This window comes from Baaleninema simplex PCC 7105 (assembly GCF_000332355.1).
Lineage (GTDB): Bacteria > Cyanobacteriota > Cyanobacteriia > Cyanobacteriales > Geitlerinemataceae > Baaleninema > Baaleninema simplex.
In genome coordinates, this window is sequence record NZ_KB235958.1 from 604,763 (window position 1) to 626,138 (window position 21,376).

Genomic DNA, 21,376 nt, shown 5'->3' on the forward strand with positions numbered 1-21,376 from the left:
CGCGCGTGTCGAGAACGGTTTCGAGTCAGGTTTGACTCCGCAACCCCAACCGATCGAGGACTTCGGCGATGGCTTGACTGACGGCTTCAGATGCTTCGCACAGGGGTAAGCGTGGTTTCCCAACGTTCCAACCGCAATGCTCGAGGGCGCATTTGATGGGAATCGGGTTCGTCGTTAAAAACAGTGCCTTAAATAGAGGCAACAACTCTAAATGGATTTGCGTGGCCTCTTGGTGACGGCCGGCTTCAAAGGCACCGATCGCCTCTTGCAAGCGATCGCCGACGAGGTGGCTGGCCACGCTGACCACGCCTCGAGCGCCCACCGACAACAGCGGCAGCGTCATGGCGTCGTCTCCCGAGTAGATGGCGAATTCCGGGGGCGTCAGACGACGGATTTGAGCGGCTTGTTCGGTGCTACCACTGGCTTCTTTGATCGCAACGATGTTGGATAGTCGAGCCAACCGCGCCACGGTTTCGGGCGTGAGGTTCGTTCCGGTGCGACCGGGAATGTTGTACAGCACGAGCGGGAAGTCCGGACAGGCTTCGGCGATGGCGCGAAAGTGTCGGTACAGCCCCTCTTGAGGGGGTTTGTTGTAGTAAGGAACGACTTGCAACGAACCGTCTAGCCCTAAAGCGGCCGCTTTACTCGTGGCTTCGATGGCTTCGCGGGTGGAGTTCGATCCCGTTCCAGCCATGACTTTCGCCCGACCCGACACGGCGTTTTTCACCACGCGAAACAGTTCGTATTCTTCCTCCCAAGTCAGGGTTGGGGATTCTCCGGTCGTCCCGCACACGAGGAGCGTGTCGCTGCCTCGATCGACCAGGTGAACCGCCAGTTTTTCCATGACGGCATAGTTGACGTTCCCGTCTGCGTCAAAGGGAACGATCGTTGCTGTAATGACTCGTCCGAAATCGACCACGCAACCTCCTAATTCGCCGAGGTGGTCGAGGACAGCGGCGTCCGTTGCGTTCTTCCCGCTTCGGAGACTAGCAACTCCGCGATCTGCACGGCGTTGAGAGCCGCGCCTTTGCGAATTTGATCGCCGCTGAGCCACAGTTCTAGACCGTTCGGATGCGAGATATCTTGGCGGATACGTCCCACGAGAACGGGGTCGCGATCGGTGGCTTCGATGGGCATGGGGAAGTAGTTCGACTGCCAGTTTTCGACGACTTTCACACCGGGGGCGTGGCTGAGAACCTCGCGGGCGCGATCGCGGTCGAAGGGGCGATCGAACTCTAAATTGATGGCTTCGGAGTGGGCCCGCAATACGGGAACCCGAACGCAGGTGGCCGTGACACGCAAGTCGGGCGCTCCGAAAATTTTGCGCGTTTCGTTGACCATCTTCATTTCTTCCTCGCAATATCCCCCATCGGCGATCGGGGAATTGTGGGGGAAGAGGTTGAAGGCCAGAGGATACGGCAGAACTTCCGGCGTCGGCGTTTCCCCCTCTAAAATCGCTCGAGCTTGGTGTTTGAGTTCTTCCATCGCCCGAGCGCCCGCACCGCTAGCTGACTGGTACGTCGCGACGACGATGCGGCGAATGGGTTGCACTTGATGCAGCGGCCAGATCGCCACGGCCATCAGAATCGTCGTGCAATTGGGGTTGGCAATTATGCCTCGATGCTCCCGAACGGCTTCGGGATTGACTTCTGGCACCACTAACGGCACGCTCGGATCGAGACGGTAGGCACTCGAGTTGTCGATGCAAACGGCGCCGGATTCGACGGCTTGCGGCAGCCACGCTCGGGAGGTAGATCCTCCAGCCGAGGCCAACAGGATATCGACATCCTGAAAACAGCCGTCAGCAACTGCTTCGACGGCGATCGATTCTCCTCTAAACGACAGGGTGCGTCCCGCCGAACGGGATGACGCCAGCAGTTTGAGATCCGAAACGGGGAAGTTCCGGCTTTCGAGGAGTTTCAGGAGTTCGGTTCCCACCGCTCCTGTCGCTCCCAAGATGGCAACTCGGTAAGATTTGGGCAAGTTGTTTTCCTCCACTACGGTCGGTTGGCGATCGAATGTCGAACGTTTTCCAACGGTTCGGACTTAACGGTATTTATAAGGTGAAACCCGGTTGTAATGCCGAGGATGGCTTCGATAGTCAAAAAACTGATATGACAATTGTTTACAGCCACTCGAATAGTAAGCTGAGCGTTTTAGATATTACCAGCCTTGGATGTCTTTTGACAGCCCAGACGCGATCTGTCTTTAAATATTCTAGCGGATTTGGCAAGCTGACTCAATTTACCACAGAAACGGCCGCTTCCAATGCCGAACGAGGGGACAAGGGAGCTTCTTCAGTGAAGAGGGAAGAGGGAAGAGTGAAAAGTGGGGAGTTCTCCTCATCCCCTCACCTCATCGTCCCCTCACTGGTGACTGGCGACTGGTGACTGTAAAAGGCTCGATCGAACCGAGCGATCGATGCAACAATGATAGATTGGACTCGCAAGCCTCGCAACGGAACTAACAGAAAACCGTTGTGAGAGATGTCCGTACCGAACGGTTTGAACTCAGTCGTCCAACATCGAAGCACAGCATGAAAGTTACCCAGCAAAAGCTGCCCGCCTCTCAACTCAGCCTCGAAATTGAAATTCCCTCCGACATTTCCCAGAAGACCTACGATCGCACCCTGGCCAAATTCAAGCAATCGGCCAACATCCCCGGATTTCGTAAAGGCAAAGTTCCCCAACAGATTCTCGTGCGTCGGCTGGGCGTCGATCGCCTGAAGGCGGCAGCCCTCGAAGACATGATCCAATCGAGTCTCGAGAAGGCGATCGAACAGGAAAACATCGACGCTTTGGGTAACTACCAGCTCAGCAGTTCCTTCGAGGAACTCGTGGCCAACTATACCCCCGGTCAAACTCTGACCTTTTCGGCGACGGTGGACGTGCCGCCGGACGTCAACGTCAACGACTACACCGGCTTAGAAATCCAAGCCGAAGAAATTCCCTATGACGCGGCGAAAGTCGATGCTTTCTTTGAAGAACGACGTTCCGAACACGCCAACCTCATCCCCGTGGAAAACCGTCCTGCCCAAATGGGCGACGTGCTGACGGTGGATTATGAAGGAAAACTGGTTTCCCCCGAAGGCGAAGAATCCGAACCGTTTCCCGGCGGAACGGCTGAAGACACTCAAATCGAACTCAACGAAGAGCGCTTCATTGCCGGTTTCGTCGAAAATCTCGTGGGTCTCAACACTGAAGAAACCAAAACGTTCGATGTTACGTTTCCTGAAGACTATCCCAACGAAGACCTCGCTGGCGAACAGGCACGCTTTACCGTCACCGTTAAGGATATCAAGGAAAAAGAACTGCCCGAACTCGACGACGACTTCGCCCAAACCCTAAGCGACTACGACACCATGCAGGAGTTGCGCGAGTCGATCGAAAAACAGTTTAAAGAGGAAGCCGAAAGCCAAACCACGGCTAACATCGAAAAAGCGATCGCCGAAGCCCTGATCGAGCGCGTCGAGGTGGAACTGCCCGAAACTCTGGTCAAGCAAGAAGTCGATGTCATGCTGACCCAAACGGCCATGCAATTACAGCAGTACGGTTTGGACGTTCAAACTTTCTACACCCCGGAAAACCTGCCGCAACTGCGCGAACGCTCTCGTCCCGAAGCGATCGAAAAACTCAAACAAGACCTGGGGTTGAAAAAAATCGCCGAAGTCGAGCAACTTAAGCCCAGCGATGACGAGATTCAAACCCGCATGGACGAAGTGCGCGAACAACTCAGCGATCGCGATATCGACGAAACCCGCCTGCGTAGCTTTGTCGAAGACGAACTGGTTTCGCAAAAAGCCCTAGACTGGCTGCGAGAACGCGCTAAGATCGAATTAGTCCCTGAAGGAACTCTGTCCGAATCTGAGGAGGACGAAGTCGAAGCAGAAAGCGACGTCGAAGCGTCCGAATCTGCCGAGTAATTCCTCAAAACTGCCGAGGTCGGCGGCAGCAGCGGCTAGTATCGTCGCGCTGCCAGTCGCCAACCATCTAAGGCATAATATAAGGAATACCGATCGCGTCCTCCTTCGGCCGCACGTTCCGACGCTCGAACACACGCCATCACAGCCGAGAGTCTATGCTGAAATCTTTTGCCTTCGATCGCGACCCGATTAGTTTGTCCCACCCGCAAATTTACTCTAGCGCCCAAGGCACGATTCCGATGGTAGTCGAACAGTCGGGGATGGGCGAGCGTGCCTTCGACATTTACTCCCGACTGTTGCGAGAGCGGATCGTCTTTCTCGGGACTCCCGTTGACGATGCCGTGGCCGATTCCATCGTCGCCCAACTGCTCTATCTCGATGCTGACGATCCCGAAAAAGACGTTCAGCTTTACATCAACTCTCCCGGCGGTTCCGTAACTGCTGGTATGGCCATTTACGACACGATGCAGCAGATTCGCCCCGATGTCGTCACCATCTGCTTCGGACTCGCCGCGAGTATGGGGGCGTTTCTCCTGGCCGCTGGGGCTGCTGGAAAACGGATGTCTTTGCCCAACTCCCGCATCATGATTCACCAACCCCTTGGCGGCGCACAAGGGCAAGCCGTCGATATTGAAATTCAGGCTAAAGAAATCCTCTACCACAAAAACACCCTCAACCGCCTGCTCGCCCATCATACGGGCAAACCTCTCGAACGCATCGAAGCAGACACCGAACGGGATTTCTTCATGTCGGCAGAGGAGTCGAAAGACTACGGTTTAATCGACCAAGTCATTTCTCAACCTGCCCTTGCCGTTGCTTGATGCCCGATGCCAACGGACGCGGCGCGGATCGAACCGTCGAGCATAAGCTGAAACGCCTTCAGCCGATGTGTCTCGTCTCGCTCTTCTCCAAACGTCACGTTCGCTTTTGTTTGACAACACGCTCACCGATCTTGGCCGAATTCCCGCACGAGACAGCTTATGCCGAACAAGTACGATTCCCACCTCAAATGCTCCTTCTGTGGCAAGTCCCAGGAGCAGGTTCGCAAGTTGATCGCAGGGCCTGGCGTATATATTTGCGACGAATGCGTGGACTTGTGCAATGAAATCCTCGATGAGGAACTGTACGATTCTGGGGCGACAGCTCCCCAACCGACGCCACGCTCGGAACCTCCCGAACGGCGAAGGCCGCGTTCGGCGAAGCTGTCTTTGGGGCAAATTCCCAAACCGATGGAGATCAAGCGCTACCTCGACGAACACGCCATCGGACAGGAGGAAGCGAAAAAGGTTCTGTCAGTGGCGGTGTACAACCACTACAAACGCCTCAGTGTCAATCAGGCCGCACAGGGTTCCGACGACATCGAACTGCAAAAGTCGAATATTTTGCTCATCGGTCCGACGGGCTGCGGTAAGACACTTTTGGCTCAAACCCTGGCCAAAATTCTCGACGTTCCCTTTGCTGTGGCCGACGCCACTACGCTTACGGAAGCGGGATACGTCGGCGAAGATGTGGAAAACATCTTGCTGCGCCTGCTGCAAGTGGCCGACCTCGATGTCGAAGAAGCTCAGCGAGGTATTATTTATATCGACGAACTCGATAAAGTCGCCCGTAAGAGCGAAAATCCCTCGATTACTCGAGATGTATCGGGCGAGGGAGTACAGCAAGCCCTGCTGAAAATGCTCGAGGGAACGGTGGCAAACGTACCGCCCCAAGGGGGACGCAAACACCCCTATCAAGATTGCATTCAAATCGATACGCGCAATATTTTGTTTATTTGCGGTGGGGCGTTTGTCGGATTGGAAAAAATCGTCGAACAACGCCTGGGTAAGAAAAGCATCGGTTTCGTTCAGCCTGGGGAGGGTAAAGGCCGCGACAAGCGTGCGTCGGATTTGCTGAAACACCTGGAACCGGAAGATTTGGTCAAGTTCGGCATGATTCCCGAGTTCATCGGGCGCGTTCCCATCGAGGCGGTTCTCGAACCGTTAGATGAGGAAGCGTTGGTCGCGATTTTGACCACGCCTCGCAATGCGTTGATCAAGCAGTATCAGAAGCTGATGGAAATGGACAACGTGAAGTTGGAATTCCGTCCCGAAGCGCTGCGAGCGATCGCCAAGGAAGCCTATCGTCGCAAAACGGGGGCGCGGGCGTTACGCAGCATCGTCGAAGAGTTGATGCTCGATATTATGTACGAACTCCCGTCTCGTAAGGATGTGACCCGCTGTATGATTACACGCGAAATGGTGGAGAAACGTTCGACCTCGGAAGTGTTGATGCACCCATCTTCTTTACCGAAACCCGAATCGGCTTAACGGTTCACGCATCGATCGCCGATTCAGCCCGTGCTATCAGCGCGGGTCTTTTTTTAGTCGAGCGCACCGGGGACTTTAGCGATCGCGCGTTCCAAGGGGTCAGGCGATCGCACTCGAAGGGTTTGGGGGTATCGATCCCGAATCCTTGTACGAAATCGACTCCCAGCAAGCGGACTTTTTCTAAAATGGCGTCGTTTTCTACGAATTCGGCGATCGTCTGCAATCCCATGACGTGGCCGATATGGTTGATGGCTTCGATCGTCGCCGCGTCGATAACGTCGTGTTCGACGTTTTTAATAAAGTGACCGTCGATTTTGAGATAGTCTACGGGAAGGTTCTTGAGGTAGTTCAGCGACGACATCCCGCTGCCAAAGTCGTCGAGGGCGAAGCAACAGCCGAGTTGTTTGAGTTGGTAAATAAACTGCGAGGCTTGGTTGAGGTTGCGAATGGCCACGGTTTCCGTGATTTCAAAGCAAATGGTGGCCGGAGATACGTGGTGCAGCCAAAACTGCTCTCTCAGAAACGCCAAAAACTGCTCGTCGTTGAAACTCGCCCCCGATAAGTTCACCATATACAGCGGTTTGAGGTCGCTGTGAGTTTCTCCAGTTAAGGCCAGGCGAGAAAACAGCGTCCGCACGACCCAACGATCGATCGCTGGCATCAAATCGTAGAGTTCGGCGGCGGGCATGAACTCGCCGGGAGCGACGAGGTTGCCGTCTTCGTCCCGCATCCGTAACAACAGTTCGTAACGATCGCGCGATCGCCGCTGCACGTCGCTAGGAACGATGCGCTGGGCGTACAAACAAAAGCGGTCTTCTTCTAAGGCTTTGACAATGCGCGAGACCCATTCCATATCGCCGTGACGCCGCACGATATCGCGATCGTCGTGTTGGTAGACGTGGAACCGGTTTCGTCCGCCTTCTTTGGCGGCGTACATGGCGGTATCGGCAGCACTCAAGACCTTGGCACGGCTTTCGGCGCGGTCGTCGATTTCCACTAAGCCGATACTGACGCCGATCGTGAAGGTTTTATCGTGCCAGAGGAAGCGGAACGCCCGCACGCGATCGATCAGTTTCTCGACCACCGATCGCGCTTCTTTTAACGAACACTGATACAACAACAGCCCGAATTCGTCGCCGCCGAGTCTAGCGAGCAGGTCGCTTTTTCTCACGTTGCTGTGCAGCAACACGCTGATTTGACGCAGGAGTTCGTCTCCGGCGGAGTGACCGCAGGTATCGTTGACGATTTTGAAGCGATCGAGGTCGAGATAGCAGAGAACGTGGCTTTCTTCGCTGCGGCGTCCGTCTCCGATCGCCCGTTCCAAGCGACGCTCGAACTCGCGGCGGTTGACCAATCCCGTGAGGGGATCGTGGCTGGCTTGCCAAGATAGTTGGCGGGCCAGCGATCGCGCGGGGGTCACGTCGCGACAGACTTAAGACTGCCCCGACGATTTCCCCTTCGTTGAGGCGAATCGGTGCCGCCGACAGCTCGACACAGAACTCTTGGGTGTCGTTGCTTCCCACCAAACGATGGTCTAAGGGATCGAGACAAGCCCCGTCGCGCAAGACACGATCGAGTAGGTTTTCAACGGGAGTGCGCGTCACTTCGTCCCACAACCGCAATACGGTTTCGAGCGCCTGTCCCCACGCGGCTTCTGACGTCCACCCCGTTAAGGTCTCGGCTACGGGGTTGAGGGACTGCACGCGGCCTCGAGCGTCGGTGGAAATGGCGGCGTCGCCAATTGAGTGCAACGTCACTTGCGCGAGTTCTTTTTCGTGAACTAGGGCTTGTTCGATACCCTGACGATCGCGAATTTCCCGTTTTAGCTGTTCGTTGGCTCGAGCTAACTCTAAGGTTCGCTCCCGCACCCGCGCTTCTAGGTCGTTTTTGGCGCGGCGCAAGGCTTCTGAGGCTTGTTTGCGTTCGATGGCGTAGCGAAGGGATTTGACCAACAGTTGGCTGTTGACATGGCGTTTGACGAGGTAGTCCTGAGCGCCCAAGCGCACGGCGTCTAAGGCCAAGCTATCGTCGTCGGCGTTGGTTAACACGACAACGGGCAGTTCTGGCGCGACGGCGACGATGCGATCGAGAGATTCTAATCCTTGGCTGTCGGGTAAGGTCAAGTCCAGTAGCATCACGTCGAACCGGCTGGCTTTCAGGGCGGCGATCGCCCCCTCGAGACGAGAAACGCTCGTCCACTCAAATGCTGTGTGACGAACGCTTTTTAGGTGTTCTTGGAGCAATCGCGCTTGGGCGGGATTGTCTTCGACCAACAAGATCGCGACGGAGTTTTCGGACATTATATAAAAGTTTATGTATCTTAAAGTCTTCTTTCTATTATGCAAGTTTGCCTCGAAAATCGTATAACAAATCACTTCAAACAATACAAAACTTAGTATTTGTTAAAATAACATAACAATTAGATCGAGACGAACGTAGTCGTTCGTTCGGCGTTAAAAGAGTGTCAACTCAGCGATCCCCAAGGAGTCGAGAGCGTGACGATCCCGACTTCAATAGCGATGACAAACTGTCAGATAGCGCGATCGATGCGATCGGACGGAAGCGTCACAGTTTCGAGCCAAAATTGCTGAATTCTATCGACGATCGATAACAGTTGTCTTAAATTTTGGGGTTTTTTAATATAGCAATTCGCGTGTAGGTCGTAACTGTCCCGAACATCCTGCTCGTTGCTCGAGGTGGTCAACACCAGCACGGGAATGTGTCGTAGGGTCGGATCGCTCTTGAGTTCGGCTAAGACTTCGCGGCCGTCTTTGCGGGGTAAATTGAGATCGAGTAAAATCGCGTCGGGAAGTAGAACGTCAGCGTATTGTCCCTCGCGACGTAAGTACGCCATCGCCTCGATTCCGTCTTTCACCGCGATCGTTTCATGTAGTAGCTGACTTTCCCGAAAGGCTTCGCGAATCAAGCGCACGTGAGCTTGATTGTCCTCAACCAGCAAAATAGTACGACATTTCATGGTTGTTTCGTCCTCGTCGAACGTAAATCGAACTTAAGATATTGGGTCTTTAAATTTGGGAAGCGTGAAGTAAAATGTCGCTCCTTCTCCAAGCTGGGAAACAACCCACATCCGTCCGCCGTGGCGCTCGATAATCCGCTTGCAAATCGCTAATCCAATTCCCGTACCGGGATATTCATCTCGGGTGTGGAGGCGTTGGAAAATAGAGAAAATACGATCGGCAAATTGTGGGTCGAGACCGATGCCGTTGTCTCGAACGGAAAACACCCAGGCGTTCTCCTCGTCTCGGGCGCTGGCGTGAATTTCTAAGGGGCGATCGCTGCGGAACTTGAGGGCGTTTCCCAGTAAGTTTTGAAAAACCTGCGTCAGTTGAGTTTTGTCGGCTTTCACGACGGGAAGAGCATCGTAAGACAGTCGCGCCCCCGTTTCTTCGATGCGACCGCGTAGGTTCATCTGTACTCGTTTTAACACTGTTTCGACAGAGACTTCCGTGAAGGGTTTTCCCCGAGATCCCACTCGCGAATAGGCTAACAAATCTTCGATCAGGCGCTGCATATGGGTGACACCCTGCACGGCAAAATCGATGAATTCCTTGGCGTCATCGTCGAGGCGATCGCCGTAGCGCATTTCCAGTAACTGTACGTAACTCGATACCAAGTTTAGCGGTTCCTGGAGGTCGTGAGAGGCGACGTAGGCGAATTTTTCTAATTCTGCGTTCGATCGCTCCAGTTCTCGCGTTAATTTTGCTAGTTCTTCCGCTTGACGCAACACAATTTTAAAAATTGCATCCCGCAAAGCCAGGGCTGCTTCGAGGGAACTCGATCGCCAGGGAAGGGATTTTCCGCGTACCAACTCTCGCCATTCTTTAAACGATTCCCGAGGGGACAGGCGTACCGTTCCATCGTCGTCCCGCGTTTCCTCGATCGCGTCGTAGGGATTTCCCGCCCAGCGTACCGTCTGTAAAGTTTCGGGGCGGAACCAGAGCAAATAATGACCCAGGTTTTGAGAAATCGCCACCGCCAAAATCCCGCTGGCCACGTTGCGGAAGTCCTTCGCTTGGGGAACCCACGACGACAAGCGATCGCTATAAAACAAATCCTGTTGGAAATGAGGCTCGAGCTGGGCGACGAGGTCGCGAATCTGGTCTTGAGAGGGGGTATCGCCCACTGTCTGACAAGTTCCGTTGAGGAAAACCGCCGCCCCTGACGCTTTGACGATTCCCAGCAGAACGCTGGCGTTATCGGTCGCCCCCCGTACCCAGTCTTTCGCCTCGGACATGGCCTCGACCAATTGCGAGAGCTTGATTTGCGAGGAGACGCGATCGTCGTAGGCGCTGCGGTCTTCCTTGACGGACAGTTCGATGGAGGTGGTGCGAGCGACAAACTCGCAGGCGTCGCGGATTTCGGGGGACAGCTCGGTCGGTTCTCGATGGTGACAGGAAACCAACCCCCACAGGCGCTGTTGTTTCGTCAGAGACATTACCAGCGTCGATCGACTTCCCATGTTTTCCAGATAAACTTGGTGACAGGGGACGACACCGCGCAGCCACGACCGACCTAAATCGAGGGGTTTGTCCGTTCCCTGGGGCGTCGGTGGAACGAGGGAGGCTTCCTCGGCGCGAACGTCGGGAATCCACCGCAGATAGTTCGCCGCGAAGAGGTGGCGACAGGAACGGGTATCGGCGTCGGGGTAGTGGAGTCCCACGTAAGACTCGAGGTCGGGGTGTTTGGATTCGGCGATGACGCAACCGTGACCGTCTTCGTCGAATTGGTAGGCCATGACGCGATCGAATGCGGTGAGGTGGCGCACGGCGTTGACGGTGGTTTGACAGAGATCTTCGAGGGTGGCCGACTGTTGCAGTTGGCTGACGATCGATCGCACCTGTTGGTAGAAGCGAGAAAAATTCATCGATCGCCGGGTTCCGTTCGGCTCGAATTCCAAGACGATCAGTCCGTCATTGTTGCGGTGAACGCGCGTGTGATAGGTGCGGCGATCGTGGGGGTGAGAAATCTCGAAATCGAGAACGAGGGGGGTGTGAGGCGTCAGGTCTGGAAGTTCGCTGTAGAGGCGTTCGAGTTGAGCGGCGCTTAGCAGTTGGGAAAGGGGGTGTCCGACGACAGCGTCAGGTGAGAGTCCGAAAAACGGTGAGATCGCCTCGCTCACCTGTACGATCGTCGAGTTGGATTCGTCAACGACGACGAGGACGCCGTGAGATCCGACGCGCTCGTAATGTTCGATCGGGGAGCTATCCTCGAGATCGATGTCGGAATACGAACGGGGATGGGGGGGATTGGGCGTTGAACTCACGCGAGCGATCGCTCCTCTGTCTACTTCACGTTACCTCGATACGTCCGAGCGACAAATCTAAGTCACTCCAATTGTACTCAAAAATATGTTTTTTCGATCGAAATTCTACTCGAGTGTAACGATATTAGCAAACAAGCTTTGAAGGCGATAAAATTTCGATCATTTTAAATACAGTAAGTCTCCTTTTCCTAATAAATTGTTAACTCGTGTTTTTTTAGGGACTAAAATAATATCGGAATCGGCTTCGCTTGCCGTTCGCAATGCTACGCGACCCGGTAAGTTAGATCGAATAATTGGTGTTACCACTTGCGCCTCTGGTCTTTGCGTGGTGATAATCAAGTGAATTCCAGCAGATCTTGCCATCGCGCCCAATTGTTTAATCGAATATTCAAGAGTTTTTGCCATTTCTTTATCTGCCATAAAATCGGCATATTCATCAAAAATGCAAACGATTGGCGGTTTAGGTTCTTTGCCTTTTTGTGATTGATATTGATTGTATTTCGGCAAATCGTTACAGCCACTTGCCTCAAATTTTTGATAGCGAGATTCCATTTCTTCGACTAACCCAGTCATCAATTCGATCGCGCGATCGCTATCTTTCACAACAGGCGATAACAGCTAGGGCATTTTCTCGAATTCCGGAAACGTCACCCGCTTCGGATCGACGAGAGCAATTTTCAAATGTTGGGGCGATCGACGCTGAATCAAACTCAACAACAGCGCCCGTAAAAACTCACTTTTTCCGCTTCCCGTCGTTCCCCCCACCAAGAAATGACAAGTATTCGGATCGGATAAATCCGCTTCGACAAGTTTTCCCTCTAAATTCACGCCGATCGCAATGCGAACTGGTGCCGTCGGCGGAAGCGTTTCCCGTCGGGTGCATCTCACTTTTGCACCCGGAACCCCACCCATCCTCCCCTTAGTAAGGGGAGGTGCCGAAGGCGGAGGGGTCGTTCTACGAAATTGAGATGCACCCTTCCCGTCGGATATATAGCAGTACGACTTCGTTTGCGGATTGTTTTCAGGATAGATCGTTACGGAATGGGGTTTTCAGCCGATCTGTTTCCGCAAACCATTTAGGATTGCTATACTGCTCGGGTAGTAATGAGGAGTAATGCTACTTTGGTTTTTGAATCCTGGCCACGAAAGGATTGTGACTGACCAGAATCATTAGAGTACAGCACTACCGAGGAAGGAAATTCCGAACCATCTCTCGCAGTTCCTCCCAGTCATAGCGGTAGGCTTGGAACTGCGGAAGGACGCAATACACCGCTGCGTCGATGGGTTGTTGCTTCTGCTGGTGTAGCAAATCGGCGTACGATCCCACCTGTAACACTTGCGCCGAAGGATCGGCGGGCGATCGAATTTGCGACGGTTCAGTATAGTAGGATAAAAAGTAAGAGTAGAATCAAAACATTGGAGACAGCCCTCCTTGAACTTTCAACCCTCGCTGTGTCGTAACGAGAGCGAAGTCGAAAGTAAACTTATCGTTCAATATTTACTACCTCAACTCGGCTATCCTCCAAACACTTGGCATCAGGAGGTCGCGTTTGGTAGTATCCGTTTAGACTTTCTTGCCTTTGCCACTCAGGTCTTACCGTTCGTCCTCGATGCCAACTCTCCGCTCAGCGTTGTTTTTGAAGCGAAGAGTCCGCGAGAAAATTTAGATTCTCACGTTCGCAAACTACAGCGGTATCTGACTCAGTTGCAGGTTCGCTATGGCTTGTTGACAAATGGGAAAGAAATTCGTATCTACCATCGAAAGGGAAAGCGTACCGAATTAATTTTTCAATGTTTGGGCGACGAAGTGTCCGATCGAATCGATGAAATTCGTCAGCTAGTCGGTAGAGACAGTTTAAAGCATTACATTCCGCAAAAAGCGAAATTTTTGAGTTCTTCCGATCGAGAGCGATCGCAGACTTCCAGATTGAGTTTACCGGAAGACGAAAGCATTACAATAAAGCTGTCGAATTCGCGTCAAGATACGCTAGATTCATCAGAAGCAAAACAGATAAATCAAGTTTCGAGGAAATATTTTGTGAAAATAATTGCCGTTTATCACAATAAAGGTGGAGTTGGAAAAACGACAACCGTTGTCAATCTTGCTGCCGCACTACGAAAACAAGGAAAACGAGTTTTAGTGGTCGATCTTGACAGTCAAGCCAACACGACATTTGCGGCTGGATTAGTCAAATTTGACGACGAACAATTTGACGATATCAAAGATAGTAATATCTATCACGTGATCGATTCTAGAAGTAAATATTCTATCCCAGAAGTTGCTCGAACGAGCCAGTTTTGCGATCCGGAGTTCGATATTATTCCCGCTCATATTAGCTTGATGGAATACGAGCGAAAGCTAATTGAAATTGAGCCGGCCAAAAAGCGGTTGTATGATAAACTCAAACAAATCGACGATCGCTATGATATTGTAATTATTGATACGCCACCCTCCTTAAACCTTTATGCTAGAATTGCGCTCATTACCGCTGACTATTTGATTATTCCATCAGACTTGAAACCTTTTGCTAATGAAGGTTTGAAAAATGTCAAAAATTTTATTGAAGATATTGACGAATTTCGTGAAATGCTTGGAAAATCGTCTTTAAATATTTTAGGAGTACTACCATCCAAAGTTTCAACAAATAAAAAATTCAGGGACTATACCTTACCAAATCGAGAAAAAGTCATTCGAGAACGTTATGGTTTTGAACTGATGACCTCTCGCATTTTTGAACGAGAAGATTTAGCTAAGTCTGTTGACAACATGATGACAGTTGGCGATTTAGATATTCCAGATCCCAAATCGATTTTTGATTATAAGCCTGATTCTCAAGCTGCCGAAGAATTTGAAATTTTAGCTAACGAAGTAACGAGTAAAGTAGGATTATAATGAGCTTAGACTTAAGGACTTCTTTAGTCGATATTGCGAGCATCACCTCTACTAAACTTCGATCTACATTTTCAGAATCAAAACTGGAAACTGTAGCCCGATCGATATTAAAATCTGGTGGTTTAGTCAAGCCAATAATTATCAAGCGTATTGGTCTCGACAGCTATCAAGTAGTTGCAGGAGATTTTGAATATTATTCATCATTGAAAGCCCAAGAAATCGACGACAATTTTGAAATGATTCGAGCCTTTATCGTCGATTCCGAACAAGAAAGCTTCGTCGTCGAACAAGCATCGGAGATTGCAAAACAGTATGAAATTAAAGCAATATCAGTTCCTTCATCTGAAGGGTCTAGCGAATTAGAATCTCGATTGTCTAATTTAGAGCTTAGGCTCGAACAATCTCTGAACGATATTCGTCGTGAATTTTCTCAAGAGAGAACGCAAATTTTCGAGCGATTTCAAGGTCTGGAAAGCCAAATTTCTAAACCTGTCGATCCCTTATATGAATTGAATGTTTTACCTTACGATAAAATCGCCATTCGTCTCAAGCAGGCGAAAATTGCTAGAGCTGAAAAACTAGCAAAAACTATTTGTGAAGCTCGCAGTAAAAAATCTGATGGTCAATTTGAAAACTATCTGGATGTCGTCGAATCAGTAAAGGGACTCGGACAAAAGACAATTTTAAGTATTATTGACGACTGGTCATCGCGTCGCTAACGGAGGGTGCATCTCACTTTTGTAAAAATATAAGTGTAAAAATATAAGTCTGGAGTAGGTTGGACTTCGGCAACGCTGCCGTCCATGAGTGGAGCGATCGCGAAACCCAACCTACCTCAAACTGGGGCAAACCCGTGTTTGAGATTCGGATTCCGCATGAATCCTGCTATCGGCCAAAACCAGCCCCCCAGTATCTCGACGATACCGGGGGGCTTATCGCGTCTCTTCTGAAAACCGTCCGTTAACTGTCCGAATCTCCGCCGAGAATGCGAATTTCTCCCAAACTAAACTCCTCGAGTTTCAAGGCTTTCGTCCCGCCTTTTTCCAAACGACCTAACAACGTCATCAGTTGATTCCACACCAACACCGCCGACAGCAGCGAAACCACCGCCGAAAAGCCGTAAGCAAAGCGATCGGGAATCGCAAAAAACAGCAACGCCGCCGACAAAAACCCCACCGCCGCGATCGCCATCCCAGTAAACGGGAACAACAACTGCAAACCGCGAAGCGACGCTAACAAGCGACTCGATCGCGATTTCGACCATTCCTTCAACGTACCGACCAGCGTAACGTAGAACGTATACCCGCAAATCGCCGCCGCCACCAAACTAACCGCCATCAAAAAATAGGGAGGATCGGAATAAAACATCGTCACAAACCGCCTAAATGCAAAATTGACCCAAAAAAATGGGAAAGACTCGCGAACTTTCCCAAGTTATACCTTAAACGGGCTTATGGTTGTTGAAAAGCAGCAAAAGCAGCCTCTGGAAACCAATCCGACGCGACCTCCGAGGCGCGACGCATAGAAAACTCCGAAATCGCTTCAACCGCCACATCCCATAATTTTTCCGGTTTCACGTCTTCTTTCACCAAATTCCACAGACGTCGCACCTCTTCCGTGTGAAGGCGATCGTCTTCCGTCAACGCCAGTAACAACTGACGCCGCAAAAACTTCCCTTCGTCCGACAGCAAATATTGCAATCCCAATTGCGCCGTAGGAACGATATCGAAATTTCCATCCGTTTGGGCGATTTGGATGAGGTTTTCCAACCGGTGCCATTGGAACTGTCCGTCTTTAAACAACACCTCCAACAAACGGCGACGTAACTGGGGCGATTCTCCCTGTAACAAACGCTGTGCTAAATAAGGATAGCCAATATCGACGATTTTAAAACTGGGGTCGAGACTCAAGGCTAAACCTTCTTGAGTCACTACCGATCGAATAATTAACGCAAACTTCGCCGGAATTCGGAACGGATACTCGTACATCAATTCCGAAAAGCGATCGGTGACCGTCTTAATATTGAAGTCCCGAACGCTTTTCCCCAAAATGTCCCCGAGAACCTCTTCTAACGCCGGAACGATGGGGTAAATGTCTGTTTCTGGCGCGAGAAAGCCCAGTTTTACAAAATCTCGGGCGAGATCTTCATAATCCTTATTCAGCAGGTGAACTAAGGCATCGACGAGGGTTTCTTTCATCCATTCTTCGAGTTGATCCATCATCCCGAAGTCGATGTACGCCATTTGATTGTCTTTCGTGGCGAACAAGTTCCCAGGATGGGGATCGGCGTGAAAAAACCCATGTTCGAGTAGTTGTTGTAACCCGCTGGTGACGCCTACTTCAATAATAGCTTGAGGTTCGATTCCCGCCTGTTCTAAATTGGTGGTTTCCGTGAGTTTGTATCCGTGAATCCACTCGAGAACTAAAACCCGTTTGCTGCAATAGCGCCAATAAATATCAGGAACTTTGACGCGGGGGTTGTTTCGGAAATTGTGGGCGAATTTTTCAGCGTTGTGACCTTCGTTGATATAATCGATTTCTTCAAATAGTTTCGTTCCGAATTCATCGACTACTAAAACTAAATCGTGACCTAAATTTAACGGTAAAAATCGATCGATCCAAGTGGCCGCCCAGCGAATCAGATATAAATCTCGGGTAAGAATGGGGAGGAGATTGGGACGTTGAACCTTCACCGCCACTTCTTCCCCACTGTGGAGACGGGCGCGGTACACTTGCGCCAAACTGGCCGCTGCGATGGGAGAGGGAGAGAGTTCGCGGAAAATCTCTTCTGGCGTCAAATCTAAATCCGCTTCGATAATGCGTAATGCGGTGTTGTTATCAAACGGCGGAAGTTGGTCTTGAAGTTTGACGAGTTCTTCGAGAAAGTCTTTACGGATTAAATCCGGTCGCGTCGAGAGGGCTTGGCCGACTTTGATAAATGTCGGCCCGAGATGGGTGAGGGTTTCTCGCAGTTGCTTGGCGCGTTTGGCTTTGTTACGCTCGGGGCGATCGAACCATTCATCGAATTTCAAGCCCAGGAAAAATCCAGCCAAGAGCCAGAGAACCACGATCGCACGCCAAACCGCTTCCCAGGGACGACGCTGGAAGTAACGGGCGATCGCTTTGGCGTTGTAGCACCGTAACTCAGCTAAAGGGTGAGGATTCACGCTAACTTTTGCCTCTTTCAGAACGAACGACGGTAGGGAACTTTGGGACGAAACTCGCGTTGCTTTAGACTTTCTTTAGACTAAGGACTTTAGAGATCGATATGACAGTTCCTTAACTAAAGTATACAAAACTACAGAATCTTTGGAGTCGAAATAAACCTCGACGCCCGCCGGTCAAACCCTCGAATTCCCCGAGATCCCTATTGCTGTAGATTCGCGACTTCGCTAGGATCGCAACCATCTCGCGTCGTTTCTCGAGCGATCCCCACTGAGATTTCTGTCATGTTTTCCGTCCCGTTCGATCGCGGCGAACTCGTTGCGGTTCTCAGCATCAACCTGTTCCTTTCCCTCGGAGGATTCGTCTTGGCCGGCTCTCTCTGGCAAGTGCGATCGCGCCTGTCCCAATTAGCCGACACGCTATCTGAGGTCGAACGTCACGCCGCCGAAAATTTGCCCCGAGTTCCCGACCTCCTGCACGACCGACAACAGCAAATCGTCCAGACCCGCGATCGCTACCATCGCCTTCTCCACACCCTTTCTCTATTCCAACAACTCCTACAGCTCAGTCTTTGGCTGCTGCGCCTGACACGCCAAAATAACCGTTTCAACCCCTTCACCGAGTCTCCCAATCGATAGACTCCCAAACGTCCAGGGAGAGAAAAGCCACGTACAATAAGGATCGAGACTCATTCGATCGAAACCCATGCCGAACAACCGAACAGGCGCGTTTATCGGGGGAGTGTTACTCGGTGGCGTCGTCGGCGCTGTCACCGGCGTATTACTCGCACCGCGATCGGGACGCGAAACGCGAAAACTCCTGAAAAAATCCGCTCGAGCCATGCCCGACCTCGCCGAAGACCTGACCTCCAACGTGCAACTGCAAGCCGATCGCCTTTCCGAATCTGCCCTGCGGAACTGGGAAGATACCCTGGCGAGACTGCGCGAGGCTGTATCCGCCGGAATCGCCGCTTCCCAAGCAGCTACTCGAGACGACGAATCTGAGACGTCCGAGCCTCCCGCAGACTCCCCAAACTCCCAACCCTCCGTCCTCAGCGATCGATCGACCTAACCTCAAACCCGTGACCGAACCCGTTTTTTGGCTAGGACTATCCCTGGGAATAGTCGCCTTCAGTCTCGTGGCTGTGACTCTGACTTTAATTCCCGCCGTCCGCGAACTCCAACGCGCCGCCAACAGTATTGAAAAACTCGCCGATACCCTCTCGCGAGAACTGCCACCCACCCTCGAAGTCTTTCGCTCGACCGGATTAGAAATTGGCGAACTGACCGACGAGGTGAGTACGGGGGTTAAAAACGCTGGCGAAGTCGTCGGTCACGTCAACCAGAGCGTCTCGAGCGTCAAGCAGCAAACTCAGCGCGTGCGCGGAACGACGCGGGGTTTTGTCGCCGGTGTCAAAGCCGCATGGCAAGTATGGCAACGTGGAGAGCATCCCGCGACCCGCAGCGAACCGTCGGTCTCCTCTTCCTCCCCGATCTCGTTCGCTGAAAAACCTGAAGACACGCAAAACGGCAATTCCAAAGCCGTCTCCGAACCCGAGACGCCGATGGTAGATGAGGAGATAAGGTGAAAGGGGGATAAGTGCGTGAGGGGGGAACAGATGCGGGCTACGGTTCACTTTCCACTGTTGGCAGCTCACTGCACAAGCGGCTCGTACGGAATCCGCATCTCAATGCTTCGGCTTTCTTGGTGCGCGTACGCTCAGCGTTGAGTCCGAGCGGAGTCAAGGACTCAAATACTGGCTTTGTTCAACTCGACAAGCCCCTCTATCCCCCCAACCTCCCTTTGAAAGGGGGGCTAAGGGGGGATGTCGTGAAGATTTCTTGAAAGCCAACAAAAGCGGTTTGTGACGACGGTTCACGTTCCCTACGGTTTACTTTCGCATCTTGCAAACTGTCCTGAAAACCGTTATCAACTATCAATTATCAATTATTCTCATGCCTTCTCGATCGCGTCTCGTCCGAAAGCGCAAACCCCAATCGCTCTGGTTTGAAAAACTCATGGCGATCGTCGCCATTCTCGACGTAGGCTTCGTTCTTTTCGATCTCAGTTACGTTCCCTGGCGAGATTTCTATTACCGTTACTTGCCCGCAGCGTTCCACGAAACTTACGACAAAATCAAAGGTATCGAACCCCATCGCGATACCCAACAATATCTCGAACTCGTCGATAACCTCGAAGAACAAGTCGCCGCAACCGGCGTTCAGTCTTCCCAAGTCGAGCCGATCCTCGAAGAACTGAGACAGCAAAGCGTAGCCACTATCGACGAAAACCCGTTTCAAATTGCCAATAAAACCGGAACTCTCGAAAAAATCAAAAACGAAATGCGCGATCGCATGGAGGAAGAATCTGCCAAAGATGCGTTTCGCCAATTTTGGAATCAAAACCATCTTACCCCATCGAATTGGCGCCAAGAAATCGCGTTTTTTAACGAAGAAATTGCTCCGAGAATGGAGACGAATTACTATCGTTCTCTCAGCGTTCGCGGTACGTTTACCGATCGCTTTTGGGCGATCGACATTTGGTTTATCGGCTTGTTCGGTATAGAATTTATTGCCCGAACGTGGCTGATTTCCAGACGAGTGGGTATGCCCTGGAAAGAAGCGTGGCTGTTGCGGTGGTACGATATCTTTTGGCTGATTCCCTTTTCAGGATTGGGCGTTCCCCTGCTCGGATTGTTGCGGATAATTCCCCTGATTTTTCGCCTCGATCGATCCGAACTGGTCAACCTCAAACCCATTCGCGCTCAAATCAATCAAGGAATCGTCGCCGCTCTCGCGGGAGAAATTACCGAAACCGTCGTCATTCGCATTATCGACCAGTTACAGAACGCTATCGAAGAAGACGCGATCGCCGACTTTCTCCACTCTCCAAGACGACAATACATCGACCTCAACGATATCGACGAAATCGAAGTCTTATCGAACCGCTTCTTGCATTTGAGCGTATATGAAGTGCTGCCGCGCATCAAACCCGATCTCGAAGCCTTGCTGCACCACAGCCTCACCGTGGGGTTGAAAGGAACGGCGTTTTATACCAGCATTCAAAGCGTTCCCGGCTTGAAAGACGCCCCCGATCGCATCGTCAAAGAACTCGTCGAACAGACGACCGATACCCTGTACGGTCTCGTCCGAGGGGCGATCGAAGATCCCGTCGGTGCCAAACTGTTCGAGCGCCTCGTCCATAAATTCACCGAATCCTTGGGCAGCGAAGTGGGAAAACCCGATAATATCGATGAAATCCAAGTTTTACTGTCCGATTTTCTCGAAGAAGTTAAAATCAACTACGTGCGGCGATCGGAAATCGAAGACGTCGAAGTCATCATTCAAGAAAGCAAGCGACTGCGGGAAGCCGCACAGAAATAGACGATAAGTTGACGGTATGATGGGAACTCTCCCCCTCTCCCTTGCTCCCCTGCTCCCCCTCTCCCCTGCTCCCCCTACTCCCCATCACTGTTGCGGAAAAATTTTTGATAAGCTAGAACTGCTTGTGGGTTTACCCGGCCTTTTCAATTGAGATACCTCGGCCAGTTCGGCGCAGTGGAGATCGAGCTGCGAAACTAACGGCGTCCGGGCCAGACCCCAGGTATTCGATAACCCAGACGGTCGGGCATACCACAGACGCTCGGTGAAAGAAGGTCGAGAGACCACCAGCGATCCGATCGTCTTCCTTTGGCCAGTTTGGCACGTCGAAGGAATCCCTCGGCCTCGAGATTAGAAGCCTCTCGAAGTCGCCGAAATTTGGTGAAGTGGGTGCGTACCCACTTTTTTTGTTGCAGTTCGCTT

18 protein-coding genes and 2 pseudogenes are annotated in these 21,376 nt (G+C 51.8%); 10 read left to right on the top strand and 10 right to left on the bottom strand.

Annotated elements, in window-relative coordinates:
* Positions 1-25: 25 nt before the first annotated feature.
* On the bottom strand, positions 26-919 hold the full coding sequence (dapA, locus tag GEI7105_RS0104630; RefSeq protein WP_017659324.1) for a 4-hydroxy-tetrahydrodipicolinate synthase: 894 nt from the start codon (positions 917-919) through the stop codon (positions 26-28).
* Positions 920-927: 8 nt separating this feature from the next.
* Positions 928-1,983 (bottom strand): aspartate-semialdehyde dehydrogenase, encoded by a 1,056-nt coding sequence (locus GEI7105_RS0104635; protein ID WP_051044176.1) that lies wholly within the window; start codon positions 1,981-1,983, stop codon positions 928-930.
* Positions 1,984-2,018: 35 nt separating this feature from the next.
* On the opposite strand from GEI7105_RS0104635, the gene GEI7105_RS0104640 reads away from it, so the two are divergent.
* From GEI7105_RS0104640 to clpX, 4 genes are all read left to right on the top strand, one after another.
* Positions 2,019-2,390 carry a hypothetical protein gene (locus GEI7105_RS0104640; protein ID WP_017659326.1) on the top strand — a complete coding sequence of 124 codons (372 nt, stop codon included), beginning with the start codon at positions 2,019-2,021 and terminating at the stop codon, positions 2,388-2,390.
* 146 nt (positions 2,391-2,536) lie between these two features.
* Positions 2,537-3,922 carry a trigger factor gene (gene tig, locus GEI7105_RS0104645; protein WP_017659327.1) on the top strand — a complete coding sequence of 462 codons (1,386 nt, stop codon included), beginning with the start codon at positions 2,537-2,539 and terminating at the stop codon, positions 3,920-3,922.
* Between the two features lie 155 nt (positions 3,923-4,077).
* Positions 4,078-4,743: an ATP-dependent Clp endopeptidase proteolytic subunit ClpP gene (gene clpP, locus GEI7105_RS0104650; protein WP_017659328.1), complete on the top strand. Its 666-nt coding sequence runs from the start codon at positions 4,078-4,080 to the stop codon at positions 4,741-4,743.
* 159 nt (positions 4,744-4,902) lie between these two features.
* Complete coding sequence (gene clpX, locus GEI7105_RS0104655) at positions 4,903-6,231, top strand: ATP-dependent protease ATP-binding subunit ClpX (RefSeq protein ID WP_017659329.1); 1,329 nt, start codon at positions 4,903-4,905, stop codon at positions 6,229-6,231.
* Between the two features lie 4 nt (positions 6,232-6,235).
* Here clpX and GEI7105_RS33135 read toward each other — a convergent pair whose 3' ends face one another.
* The 6 genes and pseudogenes from GEI7105_RS33135 to GEI7105_RS38220 form a co-directional block, all read right to left on the bottom strand.
* Entirely contained in the window at positions 6,236-7,651 is a 1,416-nt protein-coding gene (locus GEI7105_RS33135) for an EAL domain-containing protein (protein WP_071591968.1), read from the bottom strand.
* Between the two features lie 22 nt (positions 7,652-7,673).
* Positions 7,674-8,531: pseudogene (locus GEI7105_RS38975) on the bottom strand (response regulator); the annotation flags it as partial.
* A 230-nt stretch (positions 8,532-8,761) separates the two neighbouring features.
* The gene (locus GEI7105_RS0104665) at positions 8,762-9,208 is read right to left on the bottom strand and encodes a response regulator (RefSeq protein ID WP_017659331.1); all 447 of its coding nucleotides are present in this window, start codon (positions 9,206-9,208) and stop codon (positions 8,762-8,764) included.
* A gap of 33 nt (positions 9,209-9,241) precedes the next feature.
* Positions 9,242-11,515: an ATP-binding protein gene (locus GEI7105_RS29060; RefSeq protein ID WP_017659332.1), complete on the bottom strand. Its 2,274-nt coding sequence runs from the start codon at positions 11,513-11,515 to the stop codon at positions 9,242-9,244.
* A gap of 159 nt (positions 11,516-11,674) precedes the next feature.
* Positions 11,675-12,427 (bottom strand): annotated as a pseudogene (locus GEI7105_RS34415) (FtsK/SpoIIIE domain-containing protein).
* A gap of 271 nt (positions 12,428-12,698) precedes the next feature.
* A complete protein-coding gene (locus GEI7105_RS38220) occupies positions 12,699-12,842 on the bottom strand; it encodes a hypothetical protein (RefSeq protein WP_158413161.1) in 144 nt (47 codons plus the stop codon).
* A gap of 105 nt (positions 12,843-12,947) precedes the next feature.
* On the opposite strand from GEI7105_RS38220, the gene GEI7105_RS0104690 reads away from it, so the two are divergent.
* Positions 12,948-14,408 carry an AAA family ATPase gene (locus GEI7105_RS0104690; protein WP_017659333.1) on the top strand — a complete coding sequence of 487 codons (1,461 nt, stop codon included), beginning with the start codon at positions 12,948-12,950 and terminating at the stop codon, positions 14,406-14,408.
* Positions 14,408-15,127: a ParB N-terminal domain-containing protein gene (locus GEI7105_RS0104695; protein ID WP_035492442.1), complete on the top strand. Its 720-nt coding sequence runs from the start codon at positions 14,408-14,410 to the stop codon at positions 15,125-15,127. Before GEI7105_RS0104690 ends, GEI7105_RS0104695 begins: the two co-directional genes overlap by 1 nt.
* Positions 15,128-15,368: 241 nt before the next feature.
* Here GEI7105_RS0104695 and GEI7105_RS0104700 read toward each other — a convergent pair whose 3' ends face one another.
* Positions 15,369-15,776: a hypothetical protein gene (locus GEI7105_RS0104700; protein WP_017659335.1), complete on the bottom strand. Its 408-nt coding sequence runs from the start codon at positions 15,774-15,776 to the stop codon at positions 15,369-15,371.
* Between the two features lie 83 nt (positions 15,777-15,859).
* Positions 15,860-17,575: an ABC1 kinase family protein gene (locus GEI7105_RS0104705; RefSeq protein ID WP_017659336.1), complete on the bottom strand. Its 1,716-nt coding sequence runs from the start codon at positions 17,573-17,575 to the stop codon at positions 15,860-15,862.
* A gap of 282 nt (positions 17,576-17,857) precedes the next feature.
* Between GEI7105_RS0104705 and GEI7105_RS0104715 the strand changes: the two genes are divergently transcribed.
* From GEI7105_RS0104715 to GEI7105_RS29065, 4 genes are all read left to right on the top strand, one after another.
* Complete coding sequence (locus GEI7105_RS0104715) at positions 17,858-18,211, top strand: hypothetical protein (protein ID WP_017659337.1); 354 nt, start codon at positions 17,858-17,860, stop codon at positions 18,209-18,211.
* A 67-nt stretch (positions 18,212-18,278) separates the two neighbouring features.
* Positions 18,279-18,644 (top strand): YtxH domain-containing protein, encoded by a 366-nt coding sequence (locus tag GEI7105_RS0104720; RefSeq protein WP_017659338.1) that lies wholly within the window; start codon positions 18,279-18,281, stop codon positions 18,642-18,644.
* Positions 18,645-18,654: 10 nt separating this feature from the next.
* Positions 18,655-19,161, top strand: coding sequence for a DUF948 domain-containing protein (locus GEI7105_RS0104725; RefSeq protein WP_017659339.1), 507 nt, complete (start codon positions 18,655-18,657; stop codon positions 19,159-19,161).
* A gap of 367 nt (positions 19,162-19,528) precedes the next feature.
* The gene (locus tag GEI7105_RS29065; protein ID WP_035492690.1) at positions 19,529-20,956 is read left to right on the top strand and encodes a hypothetical protein; all 1,428 of its coding nucleotides are present in this window, start codon (positions 19,529-19,531) and stop codon (positions 20,954-20,956) included.
* Positions 20,957-21,376 lie beyond the last annotated feature (420 nt).